General features: G+C 41.8%; 13 protein-coding genes and 2 tRNA genes. 8 read left to right on the plus strand and 7 right to left on the minus strand.

Annotated elements, in window-relative coordinates:
• Positions 1-22: 22 nt before the first annotated feature.
• Entirely contained in the window at positions 23-883 is an 861-nt protein-coding gene (locus tag CCS02_RS01975) for a YihY family inner membrane protein (protein WP_072838088.1), read from the minus strand.
• 330 nt (positions 884-1,213) lie between these two features.
• Between CCS02_RS01975 and CCS02_RS01980 the strand changes: the two genes are divergently transcribed.
• The 8 genes from CCS02_RS01980 (at position 1,214) to CCS02_RS02015 (ending at position 9,730) form a co-directional block, all read left to right on the plus strand.
• Positions 1,214-1,290, plus strand: a tRNA-Arg gene (locus CCS02_RS01980).
• A gap of 119 nt (positions 1,291-1,409) precedes the next feature.
• Complete coding sequence (gene tig, locus CCS02_RS01985; RefSeq protein WP_072838028.1) at positions 1,410-2,735, plus strand: trigger factor; 1,326 nt, start codon at positions 1,410-1,412, stop codon at positions 2,733-2,735.
• A 74-nt stretch (positions 2,736-2,809) separates the two neighbouring features.
• Positions 2,810-3,442 carry an ATP-dependent Clp endopeptidase proteolytic subunit ClpP gene (clpP, locus tag CCS02_RS01990; RefSeq protein ID WP_072838029.1) on the plus strand — a complete coding sequence of 211 codons (633 nt, stop codon included), beginning with the start codon at positions 2,810-2,812 and terminating at the stop codon, positions 3,440-3,442.
• A gap of 16 nt (positions 3,443-3,458) precedes the next feature.
• Entirely contained in the window at positions 3,459-4,739 is a 1,281-nt protein-coding gene (clpX, locus tag CCS02_RS01995) for an ATP-dependent protease ATP-binding subunit ClpX (RefSeq protein ID WP_072838030.1), read from the plus strand.
• A 214-nt stretch (positions 4,740-4,953) separates the two neighbouring features.
• On the plus strand, positions 4,954-7,347 hold the full coding sequence (lon, locus tag CCS02_RS02000) for an endopeptidase La (protein WP_072838031.1): 2,394 nt from the start codon (positions 4,954-4,956) through the stop codon (positions 7,345-7,347).
• Positions 7,348-7,473: 126 nt separating this feature from the next.
• Positions 7,474-7,746 (plus strand): HU family DNA-binding protein, encoded by a 273-nt coding sequence (locus CCS02_RS02005; protein ID WP_012069435.1) that lies wholly within the window; start codon positions 7,474-7,476, stop codon positions 7,744-7,746.
• A 7-nt stretch (positions 7,747-7,753) separates the two neighbouring features.
• Positions 7,754-7,830 (plus strand) — tRNA-Asp (locus CCS02_RS02010).
• A 76-nt stretch (positions 7,831-7,906) separates the two neighbouring features.
• Positions 7,907-9,730 (plus strand): SurA N-terminal domain-containing protein, encoded by a 1,824-nt coding sequence (locus CCS02_RS02015; protein ID WP_072838032.1) that lies wholly within the window; start codon positions 7,907-7,909, stop codon positions 9,728-9,730.
• An 80-nt stretch (positions 9,731-9,810) separates the two neighbouring features.
• Here CCS02_RS02015 and CCS02_RS02020 read toward each other — a convergent pair whose 3' ends face one another.
• The 6 genes from CCS02_RS02020 to CCS02_RS02045 are packed head-to-tail and all read right to left on the minus strand — an operon-like array spanning position 9,811 to position 16,783.
• A complete protein-coding gene (locus CCS02_RS02020; protein WP_100188129.1) occupies positions 9,811-10,737 on the minus strand; it encodes a Dyp-type peroxidase in 927 nt (308 codons plus the stop codon).
• A 27-nt stretch (positions 10,738-10,764) separates the two neighbouring features.
• Positions 10,765-12,600 (minus strand): BatD family protein, encoded by a 1,836-nt coding sequence (locus tag CCS02_RS02025; RefSeq protein ID WP_100635496.1) that lies wholly within the window; start codon positions 12,598-12,600, stop codon positions 10,765-10,767.
• Positions 12,594-14,357: a VWA domain-containing protein gene (locus CCS02_RS02030; RefSeq protein ID WP_100635498.1), complete on the minus strand. Its 1,764-nt coding sequence runs from the start codon at positions 14,355-14,357 to the stop codon at positions 12,594-12,596. The genes CCS02_RS02025 and CCS02_RS02030 overlap by 7 nt, the downstream gene beginning before the upstream one ends.
• A complete protein-coding gene (locus CCS02_RS02035; protein WP_100635500.1) occupies positions 14,354-15,382 on the minus strand; it encodes a VWA domain-containing protein in 1,029 nt (342 codons plus the stop codon). The genes CCS02_RS02030 and CCS02_RS02035 overlap by 4 nt, the downstream gene beginning before the upstream one ends.
• Positions 15,375-15,872 carry a DUF4381 domain-containing protein gene (locus tag CCS02_RS02040; RefSeq protein ID WP_100188125.1) on the minus strand — a complete coding sequence of 166 codons (498 nt, stop codon included), beginning with the start codon at positions 15,870-15,872 and terminating at the stop codon, positions 15,375-15,377. The genes CCS02_RS02035 and CCS02_RS02040 overlap by 8 nt, the downstream gene beginning before the upstream one ends.
• Positions 15,872-16,783 carry a DUF58 domain-containing protein gene (locus CCS02_RS02045; protein WP_100188124.1) on the minus strand — a complete coding sequence of 304 codons (912 nt, stop codon included), beginning with the start codon at positions 16,781-16,783 and terminating at the stop codon, positions 15,872-15,874. The genes CCS02_RS02040 and CCS02_RS02045 overlap by 1 nt, the downstream gene beginning before the upstream one ends.
• Positions 16,784-16,790: the final 7 nt, after the last annotated feature.

Consider the following 16,790-nt stretch of genomic DNA (forward strand, 5'->3'; position numbering starts at 1 on the left):
GGAAAATTTGCGGGATTTTACATTAATCCTGACCGGATGCTAAGTTTTTCTGCAGAGTTGTGTTTTTTATGTTGTGCAGTGTGGCGCAAAGGCAAATCGATGCGAGCACTACTAACCATGAGCTTTGCAGCCAGATAAGAAAGATAGGGATGGCTGCGAACGCGCCATAAACTACTTGGTAGCTGCTGAAAAATTGTGCAAATGAGCTGAATATCGTATTTAAGATGAAGAGGCCGATGCTACCTGCAAGAGCAGATATTGAAGCCCACTTTAATGAAACTTCAGCATTTGGTGTTAAATAATTCAGTGTCAATAACATTAAGAAATACAATGTAATGCCGCCAAGTTCTAATAGATTGTCAAACCATGCATTTGTTTGTGTACCTTGTATTTGCATTGATATAAGTGTGCCGTATAGGCTTAGTGATGTTGCAAAAATGATTGGGCCTAAGGTTAGTATGGCCCAGTATATTAGTAACCGCTCTCTAATTTTTCTGGCCTTTTTGATTTCCCAGATGGATTGGACGCTACTTTCAAAGCTATTTAGTAGTAATAGTGCGGTTAAAACAAGAGCAACAAGTCCTGCCGCTGGAAGATTTTTAGTCTGCGCAGAAAACTTAATTAAATAGGGCATCATTATGTCACTAGAGCCGGGTGCTAGATGCTGTTCAATGAGTTGGAATAGTTGTGCTTGCATTGCTTCTAATGCTGGCGTGAAGCTTAGTATTCCAACAATAATAGTTATGATAGGGACAGCGGCTAGCAGGCTCGATAGAGTGAGTTGTGCTGCTTTTTGTGAAAGGTTGCTATGTTTGAATCTTGTTATTGTTAAGTATCCATAACGTTTGAAGACAAGAAAAAAATAAATTAGACGTTCTGGCATGGTGATCAAGCTCTGTTTAAGTTGGCTACTACAATAACATAGGCTTAAATATTTTATTAAAAACTTCTTTTTAATGCACATTGCACAAACACGGTGCAACGTGGCTCCTTTTGGCGCATTTGCCTTGTTTTTTAGGGTGGCTGCTTGTATTATTTATCTCGTTCCTTTTGTGATATTTGTGCTGCGGAGTAGTGAATTTTAACTATTCTCGGTTCCATAGCTTCAAATAGTCATTTTTAGCCCAGTTTTACTGGGCTTTTTTATGTCTATTGGTTGACGATTGCTATTCCATCCCTATAATAGCCCACCAAATGAAATGTAATGATCTTTGTTCCGTTAGCTCAGTTGGATAGAGCAACCGCCTTCTAAGCGGTAGGTCACTGGTTCGAATCCAGTACGGAGCACCATTTTCAGTCCATTACTTTAATTAAATTATTATTTAGGTTTTGTTGGCTGTAATTGAATAGATGTCTTGTTAATAACGAGATTGCCAACAAATTAAAGCAGGTTCCCGAGAGGAAGTTTTATGCAAGTTTCTGTAGAGACAACGTCTCCAATTGAGCGCGTTCTAACAATTAGTGTTCCAGCTGCTCGTGTTGACGAAAAAGTAAATTCTGAAGTGGCTAAAACAGCGAAAACAATTCGTATTGATGGTTTTCGTAAAGGCAAAGTGCCTGTTAGTGTTGTTAAAAAACGTTACGGTCAAGGTATTCGTCTTGATGCTGTAGAACAAATTATGCGTGATGCTTACGTTGAAGCGATTCAAAAAGAATCTATTCAGCCTGCAGGCATGCCTTCAATTGAACCTAAGAACTTTGCCGAAGGCGCTGATCTTGAGTTTGTTGTTAAAGTAGAAGTTTATCCAGAGGTTACCTTGGCTGATAACGCTACGATTAAAGTTGATCGCGTTGTATCTGAAGTAACTGATGCAGACGTTGATGTAATGTTGGAAACTTTGCGTAAGCAAAATTCTGAATGGTCTGCTGTTGAGCGCGCATCTGCGGACGGCGATCAAGTAACAATCGATTTTGTTGGTTATCTAGGTGATGAGGCTTTCGACGGCGGCGCTGCTGAAGGTCATAAATTAGTTTTGGGTTCTAATACAATGATCCCAGGTTTTGAATCTGGTATCCTAGGTGCTAAAGCTGGCGAAGAGCGCTCTATTGCAGTGACTTTTCCAGAAGATTACCAAGCTGAAAACTTGAAAGGTAAAGAAGCTACTTTCAAAATTACTGTTTCTGAAGTTGCAGAACAAATCCTTCCAGAGCTAAATGATGCTTTTGTTGAGAAATTTGGTCTAGAAGAAGCGACTGTTGCTGCTTTGCGTGCAGAAGTGCGCAAGAATATGGAGCGTGAGCTAAATCAAGCAATTAAGTCAAAACTTAAAAACGCTTTGTTTGAAGGTTTGTCTTCAATCAATGAGGTGGAAGTTCCTTCAGCTCTTGTTGATCAAGAAGTTGACGCACTTCGCAAACAAGCTGCTCAGCAGTTTGGCGGTCAAGGTTTTGATGCATCTCAGTTACCTGCTGAATTGTTCCAAGAAGAAGCGAAAAAACGCGCTAAGCTAGGTTTGTTGATTTCTGAAGTTATCAAGAAAGATGACATGAAAGTTGATAACGACCGTGTTCGTTCTTTCTTAGAAGACATGGCTCAAGCTTACCAAGAGCCACAACAAGTTATTGATTTCTACCTAAAGAACAAAGAACAACTAGCTCAAGTTCAATCTGCTGTACTTGAAGAGCAAGTTGTTGATAAACTGTTAGAATCTGCTCAGGTTACTGAAGTAACTCTGGGATATGAAGACGCTATCAAGCCAAATGCCCAAGCTGAAGAGGCTGGGGAAGAAGCATAAGACAAGTCTTATCTTTTTTAATAAGGTCGACATAGCGTTTGCTATGTCGACTTTTTTGTTTTAAGGAATGCGATATGAATTTGATGAACCCGACTACCGGTCCTGTTGCAATCACAAGTAATGGTCTTGTCCCAATGGTTATTGAGCAGACCGCTCGTGGAGAAAGGTCATTTGATATTTACTCGCGCTTACTTAAGGAGCGAGTGATCTTTTTGGTTGGTCAAGTTGAAGATCACATGGCCAACTTGGTTGTAGCGCAGTTATTGTTTTTAGAGTCAGAAAATCCGGATAAAGACATTCATTTGTATATTAACTCTCCGGGTGGCTCTGTTACTGCTGGCATGTCTATTTATGATACGATGCAATTCATTAAGCCAGATGTTAGTACAATGTGTATTGGTCAGGCAGCGAGTATGGGTGCTTTGTTGTTAACAGCTGGTGCTGCTGGTAAACGTTATTGTTTGCCAAATTCGCGAGTTATGATTCATCAGCCTTTAGGTGGTTATCAGGGGCAAGCCTCTGATATTGAGATTCATACACGTGAAATTTTAAGTATCAAACATAAATTGAATGAAATTATTTCTTTTCATACTGGTAAGCCAATTGAGCAAGTTGCTATTGATACGGACCGTGATAACTTCATGAATCCACAAACAGCAAAAGACTACGGTTTGATTGATGATATCTTGCAGAAACGAATAGTTTAAGAAAAGGGTGGAATAAATGTCGGATGATAAATTTAGCCGTGGCGACCACTCCGATCGGTTATTGTATTGCTCTTTTTGTGGAAAGAGCCAAGACGAAGTAAAAAAACTTATTGCAGGGCCTTCAGTCTATATTTGTAATGAGTGTGTGGATCTTTGCAATAACATCATTACGCAGGAGCTGTCTCAGATTACTGAGGATGGTGAGTCTGCAGATGAGTTGCCAACGCCATCTAAACTAAGTGCGGCGCTTGATGATTATGTTATTGGCCAAGACAAAGCTAAGCGTGTTTTGGCGGTGGCAGTTTATAATCATTATAAGCGTTTGCGTCATCAGGGAAAATCGGACACTAGTATTGAGCTAGGTAAGAGTAACATCTTGCTAATTGGTCCAACAGGTAGTGGTAAAACGCTTCTTGCTCAGACTCTTGCTCGTGTTCTAGATGTACCTTTTACTATTGCTGATGCGACTACATTGACGGAAGCAGGATATGTTGGTGAAGATGTTGAAAACATCATTCAAAAGCTATTGCAGAACTGTGATTACGATGTAGAAAAAGCTCAGCGTGGTATTGTTTATATTGATGAAATAGACAAAATTTCAAGAAAGTCTGATAATCCTTCTATTACACGCGATGTGTCTGGCGAAGGTGTTCAGCAGGCTTTGCTAAAACTAATTGAAGGTACTGTTGCTTCTGTTCCTCCGCAAGGTGGTCGTAAGCATCCTCAGCAAGAGTTTTTGCAAGTCGATACATCCAATATTTTGTTTATTTGTGGTGGTGCGTTCGCAGGTTTAGAGCGTGTTATCAGCGATAGAACAGAAAAAAGTAGTATTGGCTTTTCTGCAACCGTGAAAAGTAAAGAAGAGGGTAGATCCTTTTCTGAAGCGGTTCACCGTGTAGAGACAGAAGATTTAGTTAAATTCGGTTTGATTCCAGAGTTTGTTGGTCGTTTGCCTGTTGTGGCGACACTTTCAGAATTGGATGAAGAGGCGTTGATGACGATCTTAAGTCAGCCTAAAAATGCTCTTGTTAAACAGTATCAGCATTTGTTTGAGTTAGAAGGTGTTGAGCTGGAATTTACACCTGAGTCTTTGCGTGAAGCGGCTAAATTGGCTTTGGAGCGTAAAACTGGTGCTCGTGGCTTGCGTAGTATTTTAGAGTCAGCTCTATTGGATAGCATGTATGAGCTTCCTACTCGTAATGATGTGGTAAAAGTTGTTATGGATGCCACTTCAATTCGTGGAGAGACTGCACCTTTGATGGTGTTGGAAAAAGAAGAGTTGGCTAAAAACGCATAATTCTTTAAAGTTTGATGATCTAATAAAAAAGCCGAGTTTAAGTTTTATTGCTTGAATTCGGCTTTTTTTATGATATTTCGCTTTAAAGTGTTGTGTAGACTAAATTCAAATGGTGATAGTGCTTGTAATTTCGGGCTTCGTCCCTATCTCTTTCCTAATCAATGTTGAAATATAAAAGTGCGCTTTTCTTTATGTGCCCGGATTGGAAAAAAATATGACAGATTCTTTGCTACTGCCAATGTTGCCACTTCGTGATGTGGTCGTGTATCCCCATATGGTGTTGCCGTTATTTGTTGGTCGCGCTAAATCCATAGCAGCATTAGAGTCTGCGATGGAAAATGATAAACATGTATTTCTTGTTGCTCAGCAGGATGCCTCTAAAGATGATCCAGTTTTAGAGGATCTTTATTCTATTGGTACGACAGCGAAAGTAATGCAATTGCTGCGACTACCTGATGGAACAGTTAAGGTTCTTGTTGAAGGTAGCAAGCGTGCTCGTCTCGAAAAAATAGAAGAGGCGGATGGTTTTGTCTTAGGTCGCATTGTTGAGCTTGATCTACAAGAAGAGGATCAAACAGAGCATGGTGTTATTCGTAATGCTTTGCTTAAGCAGCTAGACGAATACGTAGCGGGAAGTAAACGTATTCCTGCGGAGGTGGTCGCTTCTTTAAAGTCTATCGATGATCTTGCCAAGCTTATCGATAATATTACGGGCCATATGAGCCTCAAGCTTGAAGATAAGCAAAAAGTATTGGAAATAGACTCTTTAACGGGTCGTGGAGAATATTTGATTGGCTTGATGGATGGCGAGCTTGATATCGCTCATCTTGAAAAAAGTATTCGCAGCCGTGTTAAAAAGCAAATGGAAAAAAGTCAGCGCGAGTACTATTTGAATGAGCAAATGAAAGCCATTCAGAAAGAGCTTGGAGATATGGAAGATGGCAGTAATGAATTAGATCAGCTGCAAGAAAAAATTGCTGAAGTTGGAATGTCCGATGAGGCAAAAGAAAAAGCCGAAGGTGAGTTGAAAAAGCTGCGCATGATGTCACCTATGTCAGCTGAGGCTGCAGTGGTTCGAGGCTATATCGATTGGCTAACATCTTTACCTTGGAAAAAACGCAGTAAAGTTCGTAATGATTTAGCTTACGCTGAAAAAGTGTTGAACCAAGATCATTATGGTCTTCAGGATGTCAAAGAGCGCATTCTAGAATTTCTTGCTGTGCAGCAGCGAGTGAAAAAAGTAAAAGGTCCTGTACTTTGTTTGGTTGGGCCTCCAGGTGTAGGTAAAACCTCGCTGGGTCAATCGATTGCGAAAGCGGTTAATCGTCAGTACGTACGTATGGCGCTTGGTGGTGTTCGTGACGAAGCTGAGATACGAGGGCATCGTCGTACTTATATCGGTTCTATGCCAGGTAAGTTGTTGCAAAAATTGGCGAAAGTGAAAGTTAAGAATCCGCTGTTTTTGTTGGATGAAATTGACAAAATGGGTATGGATCAGCGAGGTGACCCTGCCTCTGCGCTGCTAGAAGTGCTTGATCCAGAGCAAAACCACACTTTCAATGATCATTATCTTGAAGTGGACTTCGACCTTTCTGATGTCATGTTTATTTGTACATCGAATAGTATGAATATCCCTGGTCCTCTTTTGGATCGTATGGAAGTTATTCGCATTCCGGGTTACACCGAAGATGAGAAGTTGAATATCGCAAAACGCTATTTACTACCTAAGCAAATCAAGTTGTCAGGCCTTAAAGAAAGTGAAATTAAGGTGACAGATGATGCCTTGATGGATGTGATTCGTTACTACACTAAAGAGGCTGGTGTTCGTGGTTTAGAGCGCGAGCTAAGTAAAATTTGCCGTCGTGTTGTCAAAAAACAGGCGTTAAGTAGTAATAAAGAATCAAAAGCGGTTGAAGTAATAAGTGCTAATTTGGAAGATTTTTCCGGTGTGCATAAATTTAGTTATGGAAAAGCGGAAGAAAAAAATCAAATCGGTCAGGTGACAGGTTTGGCTTGGACGTCTGTAGGTGGTGAATTATTGACCATTGAGGCGGCTGGTGTACCGGGTAAAGGTCGTCATGTTAAGACTGGTTCACTTGGTGATGTTATGCAGGAATCCATTCAAGCGGCTTTGACAGTGGTTAGAAGTCGAGCAACTGGTCTTGGTATTGATGAAGATTTCCATGAAAAAACAGACCTTCATTTGCATGTTCCAGAAGGTGCCACGCCTAAGGATGGTCCAAGTGCTGGTGTTGCTATGTGTACAGCCATCGTATCTGTGTTAACTAAGATACCTGTAAAGGCCTCTGTGGCCATGACTGGTGAGATTACGCTGCGTGGGGAAGTGTTACCCATAGGTGGGCTGAAAGAGAAGCTTCTGGCGGCTCACAGGGGAGGAATAAAAACTGTGATTATTCCTCAAGAAAATGCTCGTGATCTAAAGGAAATTCCTGATAATATCAAGGCAGACATTGAAGTCATCCCTGTCAAATGGATTGATGAAGTGCTTGATATTGCTTTGGAGTACATTCCTTCACCAAAAAAGGTAGAAACATTGCCTTCAAGTGAAAAAACTGTTGATGAACAAGAAACTGTAAGTCATCATTAAAGGCATAACCTGTGTTGACAGGGGATAGGCTGGGCTTGTATAACTGCTGGCTCGGCCTTGTCGGTAGTCATTTATACTGCGCCGAAAAAACACTAAGGAACCAAGAAAATACTGAAGGGGTACAACGTGAACAAATCTGAATTGATTGATGCTATTGCAGCGTCTGCTGATTTATCTAAAGCTTCTGCTAGCAATGCACTTGATGCTACTTTGAAAGCAATTGAAGCTGCTTTGGCAAAAGGTGACCAGGTTACACTAGTTGGTTTTGGTACTTTTGCAGTTAAAGAACGTGCGGCGCGTACAGGCCGTAATCCTCAAACTGGTGAGGAAATCCAAATTAAAGCAGCGAAGGTTCCTGGCTTTAAAGCCGGTAAAGGTCTTAAAGACGCTGTAAACTAATGTTTTTGGAGCAGTAGTTCAGTTGGTTAGAATACCTGCCTGTCACGCAGGGGGTCGCGGGTTCGAGTCCCGTCTGTTCCGCCATTAGACACAAAAGGTGTATTCCAAGCGGAATACACCTTTTTTATTTGTCATTTAATTAACTCATTTGGAGGCAGTAATGCTCCAGGATATCAGAGATAAGTCACAAGGCATTGTGGTAAAGATCATAGTTGGTTTTATCGTTGTGACTTTTGCTCTATTTGGCGTAGACGCCTTGGTTACTAGCTTTAATTCGTCAGATACCGTAGCAGAAGTGGATGGTGTAGATATTACCCGTACGCAAATGCTGCAAGGTGCTGAAACTCAACGCCGTCAATTAATTTCAATGATGGGTGGGCAAGTTAATCCTGCATTACTGGAAGATAACTTATTGCAGCGTCGTGCTTTAGATGAGTTGGTTCAGCGTGTTGTATTAGCTAATCAGGCAAAAGGCTTGGGTTTGGGGGTTTCAGATGCTCAAGTAAATACTTATTTGCTGCAAGCTGAACAGTTCCAAACGAATGGTCAATTTGATCAAAATAAATATCTTAACTTTATTCGTTCTCTTGGTTTCACTCCGTTGGCCTTTAAAGAGCGTATTAAACAAGATGTTTTGATCCAGCAGCCTCGTAATGCTATTGCTGGCTCAGAGTTTGTTTTGCCTTATCAAGTAGACAGTGTTTCTAAACTACAGTCTCAAGAAAGAACATACGATTATGTGTCTTTTTCTTTGGCTGATGAGTCAGAAAATACTAGTGTGTCAGACGATGAGCTAAAAGCGTATTACGAAGCAAATAAAGAAAACTTCAAAACGCCAGAGCAAGTTAAGGTAAATTATGTTGTGATTTCGAGCTCTGATTTTTACGGTAAAGTAAAAATTACAGATGCTGAGTTGCAAGATGCTTATCAGGCTTCTATTTCTGTTTTGGCGCAAGAAGAAAGATCCGCGTCACATATCCTTATTGAAACATCTGATCGTAGCGATGACGAAGCTAAAAAACGTCTTGAAGAAGTAGAGGCTAAACTTAAAGCAGGTGCTAAGTTTGCTGATTTGGCTGCTAAATATTCAGATGATATTGGTTCGAATAAAGATGGCGGTAATTTGGGTTATGTCGAAAAAGGCATTATGGGTTCTGCTTTTGACGATACGCTTTTCTCTATGAAAAAAGGCGAAGTTAAATCGGTTAAAGGTCAGTATGGATACCATCTAATCAAACTGGATGATATTTCAAAACCTGATGTACCAAGCTTTGCTTCCAAAAAAGAAGAGTTGCAGCAAAAGTTACGTGAAGACAAAGCAAGAGATGCTTTGCTGACGGCTCATGAAGATATTACTGATTTGGCTTATGCGAGTGATAAGTTAGACGCTATTGCAAAAGAATACGGTGTTGATGTACTTCAAAGTGCGTATTTTGGTCGTGATGGCGGCTCTGATGAGGTCACTAGTAATCCTGCAGTTATTGCTGCTGCGTTTGGCGCGCCTGTTTTAGAAGATGGTCAGAACAGCAACTTGGTTGAGCTGAGCGATGATCAGGTGGTTGTGCTGCATTTAAATGATCACAAGCCAGAAGCTTTCCAGTCTTATGAAGAAACGAAAGAGCAGGTTGCTTCTATCGTGGTGCAAAACAAAGCGGTAGAGTCACTGCGCGCTAAAGCAGAAAAAGCGAAGAGTGCAAGCAATACCAAGTGGACTTCTGTAAAAGATGCTAAGCGTGGTCAAGATGAAATGACATCATTGGCTTTCTCTTTGCCTCATCCAGATGGCAAGCCTGTTATTGAAGTGAAAGGTTTATCTAATGGTGATTTGGCTTTGATTCGCTTAAATAAGGTTGATGCTGGTAATGCGACGGTTCCTGATGATCAGAAGCTAGCTTATGAGCGTTACTTGAATCAGACTCAAGCGACTCTTAGCACTCAAGGTCAGCAAGACTACCTAAAAAATAAAGCAAAAATAGAAAGATAAACAACAGTTTTTGCAAAAAAAAGCCACTCAAATTTGAGTGGCTTTTTTATTTTCTTGAAATTTCTAATGGGTGAATTTTTTTACTTGCTGTTAGAAAGAGACATTAACCATTGGTTTGAAGGTATAAAGAATGCTTGTCCTGTTGTGGCGCGAGTGTACTTCATTAGGTGGTCTGTGTTGCCGTTCTCGTCACCTTTCACCATGCTTTCCAGCATGAGATTAAAAATCACTGGCGTCTTGCTGTAGCTAGCAAACATAAGACCTTTTTCCGTTAAAGTGGCGAATGGCATGCTGTGGCGCAAGATTTCCATCGAGTTGCCATTTTCATCTTTTAGTGAGGTGCGCTTGGTATGAGCGTGAACGGATTTTTCTGCTGAAGGGTATTCTTGGTTGGTGTGCTTAGTTCGTCCAAATATATCTTCTTGAGTTTTTATATCTTCTTTTTCCCATTTTTCTAAGTCATGAACGAAACGCATTAAATTGAAGTATGAGCCATGTTCAAACCTTGGGTCTTCATCGCCGACTAGAGCCACTGCCTTGCGTTGTTCGCCAGCTGGGTTTTCAGTGCCATCCACAAAACCAGTCAAATCACGATTATCTAAATACTTAAAGCAACTGACTTCGTCGACTAACGTGACGCTATTTCCAAAGGCTTTAAAAAGAACGCTAGCTAACTGGTATGTTGCATCATGGCGAGATGAGCGTATATGAAGAACAAGATCAACATCTGTTGGTGTGAATTCAATATCTTTGCCGGTGATATGAGGGAAAGTGGCAAGAAGTTGTGGGCGCGTAGTGTCTAGTTTATCCCAAATTAGATCGCTAAGGCCTATAGCAGCGTGTAGCTCTGCTGCTGGGAATTGTGCTTGGAGTTCTTCAATAAGCGCAGGAGCGGCTGCTAAGGCGTTTTTAAGGGTGTTGATTTCTGATCTATTTACATTGAATGTAATAAAAAGGGCGTCACTTGAGGCTTCGGCAATAATACCTGTTTGAAATGGTGTCATCATGTTGGTCCTTTTTTGCAATAGCATTCATTAAAAGTTTGGATAAAGTGTTTTTAGCTGACTAGCCTGCGAAGGTTTGGCTTGTCCGCTTGTGTACTCTTCAAGTGCAATGGCAAGAGGCTCTCCTTGCCATTCATGTGCTGGATTGTTTGAGTACAGCATTAATTCCGCTTCCATTAGAAGTTGAGTCACTTGAACGGATGTTAGGCGTTTTATGTCATCTACACTGCGAATTTCATTGTCTCCCCAGCGATGGCGGGCCCACTCTAAAAGTTTTGGTCTTAAAGATTGGAGGCTGTTTTGCTGGCAGCATTCAATTAGCGCGTTGTAGGCACTTTGTTCGTCAGAAGTGCTGAGTGGTGCAAATTCTTGCAATGTAGGGACTTGGTAAATGTCATCTGGCTGTGTTTTTTTGCGCTTGAACCAAATAATAGCCCATATAGTTAGCATGGACACTGCCAAGAAAAGTAATCCAGCAATTAGGTAATGACGCAGTGAAAAGCCATCTTCAGTTTGTAGTACTTCTAGATCTAATCCATTTTCAGGTGTTGACTGAGTCGGTTGCGTGGTTTTTTCTATGGTTTTTTTGGCCAAAGATATTGGGGCAACCGAGCGAGTTTGTGCTGGTAATGGTTCACTGATTGTTTGTTTGTTTGCTGTGGCGTCATTTGCCTTGCTTGAAGTACTTGGTAATGGCGCTATTTTAATGCTTTTTGTTGAGGCGCTGGCCGTACTGATTGTTCTTGTTTCAGTGTCCCAATAGGTGATATTGATGTCTGGTAGTGTAAGGGGGCCTTGTTCTGTTGGCACCACTTCAACCGTGATGCTTTGGCTGCCAGTCACACCGTTGGCCGTTTTTTGGTTATCAAACTTTGGTGGTTTTGGATAGAGTTTGTATTTGCGAGTACTGTTAAAATCTAGTGTTGGAATCTGTTCTGGCAGCGCACCTTTAGCACTGATGTTAATGGTCCAAATAAGTGTGTCGCCCACTCTTGGGGCATCATTCGACTTATCAAGAGAGGTCGATACAGTTACCTTGCTGCTAGGTAACCAAGCATCACCCGTGTAGCTGGCTGGGATAGGAGTCACTTGCAGGTTGAGTGGTTCGCTTTGAACCTTAATCATTCTTCTGCCAGTTGATGTATTGATCATTGCTTGAATGCTTTGAGGTGGTATCGTTAATAGACCGCTACGCTGTGGAAACGCTAAATAGTCCCGCGTAATCACCTGATACTGCGTGCCATTAACCGTTTGATAATTCATCTGGTCGTCAGCAAGTCTTTCAATGACAAGATCAGGATGCGAAGGAACTGATCGGTTCGCATTCTGAAGTGCAACTGACGTATAAAGTTTGACGCTCAATATGACTTCTTGCTGAAGGTATGGCTCTATTTCAGAGACTTCCGTTTTTAGCATGACAGGCGGATTACCATTGCCGTCCAAGAGCTGTGGAGAGCTTTTTATGGTCAGTCTAATTGGTTGGGATTCATGATCGCCTATTTTAATCGGTGGAATTTCAACCGTGCCGACAGATTTTGGCATCAAGGTGACAACCCAGAAGTTTAAAGCAGTGCTGGTGCCTAAGTTGAAGCTAAATTGGCTATTTTGGCTTTTACCTAAAATATCAAAATCGCGTTCTAAGGGGGTTAGATCTGGCCCGTTCCCGGTGTCTGAAAAATCAGCACGTAAAGTCAGTTGGACGACTTCGTTCTCGGTTGAAACGTTTTTATTGAGAGTTGCAGTAACGCTGGCGGCATGAATAGAGCTTGATAATGTAATAAAAAGCAGGGTCGTCATTAGTGAGAAAAACAAGCGACTTGGCTTGTTTTGCGATATTAATGAAAGGAAGTATTGCTTTATTACCATGGGTTTTGCCCATCCTCTTGCGAAAATCGATTTTCATTGCGCTTTTCTTGGTGTAAATACCAGAGCTTGCGTTGCAGTAGTAATCCTGGGTCGTCTTGGATTTGTCTTAGCCACTGGTTCAGCGCTTGTGTTTTTTCTTTGTCTAACTGTGTGTTTTCAGGCTTTTTCTGTTTTTGTTCGTCTGAGTTTTCATTTTGCTTATTATCCTCAGGTGTTTTGTTTTTGTCTTGTTTTTCGTTCTTTTTATTATCTTTTTTTGAGTCAGACGGATCTTTTGAGTCGTTTTTATCCTCAGGATCGCTTTTATTATCTGCATCAGACTGGTTGGGTTGTTTGTTTTGATTCTTCTCTTTGTCTTGTTGTTTAGATTTTTCCTGTTCTTTTTTCTGTTGGTCTTTCTTTTGTTGTTCTTGTTGCTGTTTTTTTAAGTAATCGAGATTGTCTTTGGCGGCTTTTAGTGAAGGGTCCTGTTCCAATGCTTTTTCATAGGCTCGAATAGCCTGTTCAGTATCGCCTGATAATGCCAACGCATTACCCAAATTATAATTTTCTGCCGAATTTCTATTTAGGTTTTCTAGCTGCTGAATTGTTTCAGGATAATTTTCTAAAGCGTACGATGAGGCTGCTTTCCACTCTGGTTGCTGAAAGTATTGATCAGCAGCTTGCCAATTGCCCTGATCCACAGCTTGTTGACCTTTTTGATCTGGCGTCAAAAACCAATCAAGAGGTGAAGCTTGTAGCTTCTCTGAAGGCAAATAAATGACACTAACCAGCAGCATAAAAAGCATGCCTTTGCGAAACTGAAATGCCAGCCAAAATAGAAAGGGTAAAGCAAGCCATTGGCCTTGTTCTATCCAGTGTATGCTTTTATTTTGTGCTTTTTGGGTTTGCTGATTATCCAATGCGGTATTGGTGATCTGCGCGAGCTCTTGAGAGCTTAAGCGTCCTTGGTGAAATGTCCCGTCAAGCGATGTTGTGAGGGCTTTTAAGTCTTTGATCGGTGTGATCGGCGAGACATTCCTGCCATTCTTTTTCAGAATTTGGCCGTCAGGTAGTTTGATTGGTGATGTATTGGTTGTGCCAACAGCCACTAAATCTAACTGTATGTTTTTGCCTTTAAATAACGTAGGGATTGCCGTCTTATCCTGTTCGCTAAGGTCGTCGGTTAACACAATAAGATGCAGTGGCGTGGCGTCATCTTTGCTAAGAGATAATGCGGTTTCAATACCACTGGTCAGGTTGCTGCCATACGTCGGCATGATGATCGGATCTAATGCGAGCAAAAAATGGGTGATGGTTTCTCTGTCTTGGCTAAAAGGGCTGATAACAAAGCCTTCACCAGCAAATGCGACCAGTGCAATATCTCCTTCTTTACTTTGAGCCAAGATATCTCGAATAGTTTGCTTTAACTGAGTTTGTCTATTGGGTTTAATATCGGTTGCGTACAATGACAATGATTGATCGACAACCAACACTGTTTTCTGGGTGTTTTCAAACATGGTGGTTGGTGCTTTCGTCCAGCTGATGCCAGCTAAGCCAATCCAACATAACGATATTGCTGCTAAACCGAACCATTTATTCACATTGCTGGATGTATTTTGATAAACCAAATGCTGCATCAAACGCTGATCAACCACTTTATCTAGCGTGCTTTTATTCGAACTTTTTCCTGTGATGAAATACGCCAGTAGTAAGGTTATCGGTAACAAAATAAGCCAATAGGGGCGTTCAAAATGAATCAAGTCAAAAAGCATCATGCTTGACCTCCTTTGCGCGAGATTCTTTTATGAAAAAAGTTACTATTCAATGTAAGTTGCTTGCTGGCGAGTAGTGCCAAACCTAGAAAAATAATCGAGCCAAGACCTAGCCAATGGAACAAACTGGTCAGTGGTCGTTGCCAAATATCTTCGGCAGGAGTTGGTTCTAACGCATCAAGTGTTTGATAAATAGCTTGTAGATCTTCGGTGCTTTTGGCGCGGAAGTATTCACCACCTGTTTGTGCGGCAATGTTTTTTAATAGCGTTTCGTCTAGATCGCTTGAAGGATTGATGGCTTTAGGGCCAAAGAAGCTTTGTACAATCATGCTGTCTGCGCCAATGCCTATGGTGTGGATTTTTACGTTTTGTGAGGCGGCAAAGGCGGCGGCTTGTTGTGGTTGTACTCGACCTGCGGTATTCGCGCCATCCGTCATTAGAATAAGCACTTTTTTATCGGAGGGTTTGTCTTCGAGTCTTTTTATTCCCAGTCCGATGGCATCGCCAATGGCCGTCTGTTCACCAGCAAAACCAATTTGAGCTTCTTGCACGAGCTGATTAATCGTCTTGGTATCAAAGCTTAGCGGTGCTTGAAGATAGGCTTTTGAGCCAAAAACGATAATACCAATACGATCACCGCGGCGTTCTTGAATAAAGTCAGACAAAACAGATTTTGCGGCTTCTAATCGGTTTGCAGGTTGGCCGTTGAGCGCCATGTCGGTAACTTGCATACTGCCAGATAAATCGAGAGCAATGAGCAAGTCTCGACCTGACGGAGTGACTTTTGTCGGTTCGCCTAACCAAACCGGTTGGGTCATCGCAAAGATCAGCAGAATCCAAGAAACCAATAGGCAGGCGTAACGCAAAGTTGGGCGTTTAGGTATCGCTTTGCCATCTTGGTGATTGACTAACTGTTCCGTATTACCCCACCAAATACCGTCGCCTTTGGGCTTGGCTTTTGGCAGAAAATACATAATAAAGGGCAAAGGTAAAAGAAGAAGGAACCAAGGCCAAGACAATTCAAGCATGGTGTTTCCTTATCCAATAACAAGTGTTTTTTATCATAGTGCTGCGTTGTTCTGTGGCTAGCTCAATCTGGCTTCTATAAGGACCATCGATAAACTCGCTGCCAAGAAAAGAAAATTGTCGTTTTGCTGGCATGGATTTGTCTAACGTTTCAAACAAGGTCTTGCTGGGCAAAGCGGCGGTTTCTGTTTTGCCTTCACTAATAAGGCAGCGTCGAACCATTTCGTGGCAAAGTAAAATGCAGTCTTTATCGCTAAGTTCGCTCGATGTATTGGTGACGGCAGACAAAGCTTCCCGTCGGTATGTGCGCTTTTTGTGGCGTCGATACCATAAGACGAGCAAGCCTATAATTAATAGAATAACAGCTGCAACAATAAGCCAGGTCCACCAAACTGGCGGCCACATAGGAACAGATTGGGGCAGCAGGTAAGCTTTGTGCGGTAAGTCTATTGCTTGTGTTGCTGGTTGTAGAGGTGCTTGTGCAGCAGGCATTAGTGTAACGCTCCTTGTGAAAGTAAATAACGAGCGATTTTTTCAGGTGATTCGGTGATATCAAATATTTGGTGGCGAATACCAAAAGAAGCCAGCTTTTTACGCATCAACGTATTTTGTGAGAGAAAATCGGCTTTCGCTTGTTGCATGCTGTTTTTGCTGATGGTAACGGGTTTAATGCCATTATTGTCGGCCATCTGATATTGGCCAGCAGGTAGATTAAAGACATTGCTATCGATGATTTGTATCCAGTGAACAGAATTGTGCTCGGCCAGCTTCATTAATGCGCTTTCTTCGTCATCATTCCAGCTTTGTTTGTCTGTCAGTATTATTACATCTTTATTGTGAGCTTTATTGGTAAGCAAGGTGTTCGACCAAATACTGGTCGCATTACTGCCATTGGCTCGGTTTTCTATCTTAGACGCGTCTTTTAAATAGTTCAAAAGCGTAGGCAGAGTGCCAGATTTATTGCTGGCATGTTCTTGGTTGCCGTAGGTGATTCGATAAGACAGAGTGTCGCCTTGCTGTTTGGAGCGCCACGCAATAATGCCTGCAAGCTGAATAAAGCGCGTGGCAATAAAGGTATGACGAGTTCCAAAATAAGCGCGGCTAGAAAGATCAAGCAATAACAGTCGTTGATGATCGTTTTCTTGCGCATAAAGTCGAGTATGAGCTTGGCCTGTTCGAGCCGTCACTCGCCAATCGATATGGCGCAAATCATCGCTGGCTTGATAAGCGCGAAGTTCGAGCATTTCCATGCCATGACCTTTTTGTCGTGAGCGACGCTCTCCTGAGTTGGTCGCAAAACGAATGGCTTTGGGCGCTCGTCCTAAATGCTTTGCATAACTTGCCAATAGAGCGAAATGGGCGTCATCCAGCTCAGGAGATTCGGGTGATAATAATGGACTCATCGTACTA

The sequence above is a fragment of the Marinomonas sp. ef1 genome (assembly GCF_002806845.1).
Taxonomy (GTDB): domain Bacteria; phylum Pseudomonadota; class Gammaproteobacteria; order Pseudomonadales; family Marinomonadaceae; genus Marinomonas; species Marinomonas polaris.

Bases quoted from the DNA above. Each gene is read 5' to 3' on its own strand.
- CCS02_RS01975 (WP_072838088.1), bottom strand. From the start codon at position 883: ATGCCAGAACGTCTAATTTATTTTTTTCTTGTCTTCAAACGTTATGGA.
- tig (WP_072838028.1), top strand. From the start codon at position 1,410: ATGCAAGTTTCTGTAGAGACAACGTCTCCAATTGAGCGCGTTCTAACA.
- clpP (WP_072838029.1), top strand. From the start codon at position 2,810: ATGAATTTGATGAACCCGACTACCGGTCCTGTTGCAATCACAAGTAAT.
- clpX (WP_072838030.1), top strand. From the start codon at position 3,459: ATGTCGGATGATAAATTTAGCCGTGGCGACCACTCCGATCGGTTATTG.
- lon (WP_072838031.1), top strand. From the start codon at position 4,954: ATGACAGATTCTTTGCTACTGCCAATGTTGCCACTTCGTGATGTGGTC.
- CCS02_RS02015 (WP_072838032.1), top strand. From the start codon at position 7,907: ATGCTCCAGGATATCAGAGATAAGTCACAAGGCATTGTGGTAAAGATC.
- CCS02_RS02020 (WP_100188129.1), bottom strand. From the start codon at position 10,737: ATGATGACACCATTTCAAACAGGTATTATTGCCGAAGCCTCAAGTGAC.
- CCS02_RS02025 (WP_100635496.1), bottom strand. From the start codon at position 12,600: ATGGTAATAAAGCAATACTTCCTTTCATTAATATCGCAAAACAAGCCA.
- CCS02_RS02030 (WP_100635498.1), bottom strand. From the start codon at position 14,357: ATGATGCTTTTTGACTTGATTCATTTTGAACGCCCCTATTGGCTTATT.
- CCS02_RS02035 (WP_100635500.1), bottom strand. From the start codon at position 15,382: ATGCTTGAATTGTCTTGGCCTTGGTTCCTTCTTCTTTTACCTTTGCCC.
- CCS02_RS02040 (WP_100188125.1), bottom strand. From the start codon at position 15,872: ATGCCTGCTGCACAAGCACCTCTACAACCAGCAACACAAGCAATAGAC.
- CCS02_RS02045 (WP_100188124.1), bottom strand. From the start codon at position 16,783: ATGAGTCCATTATTATCACCCGAATCTCCTGAGCTGGATGACGCCCAT.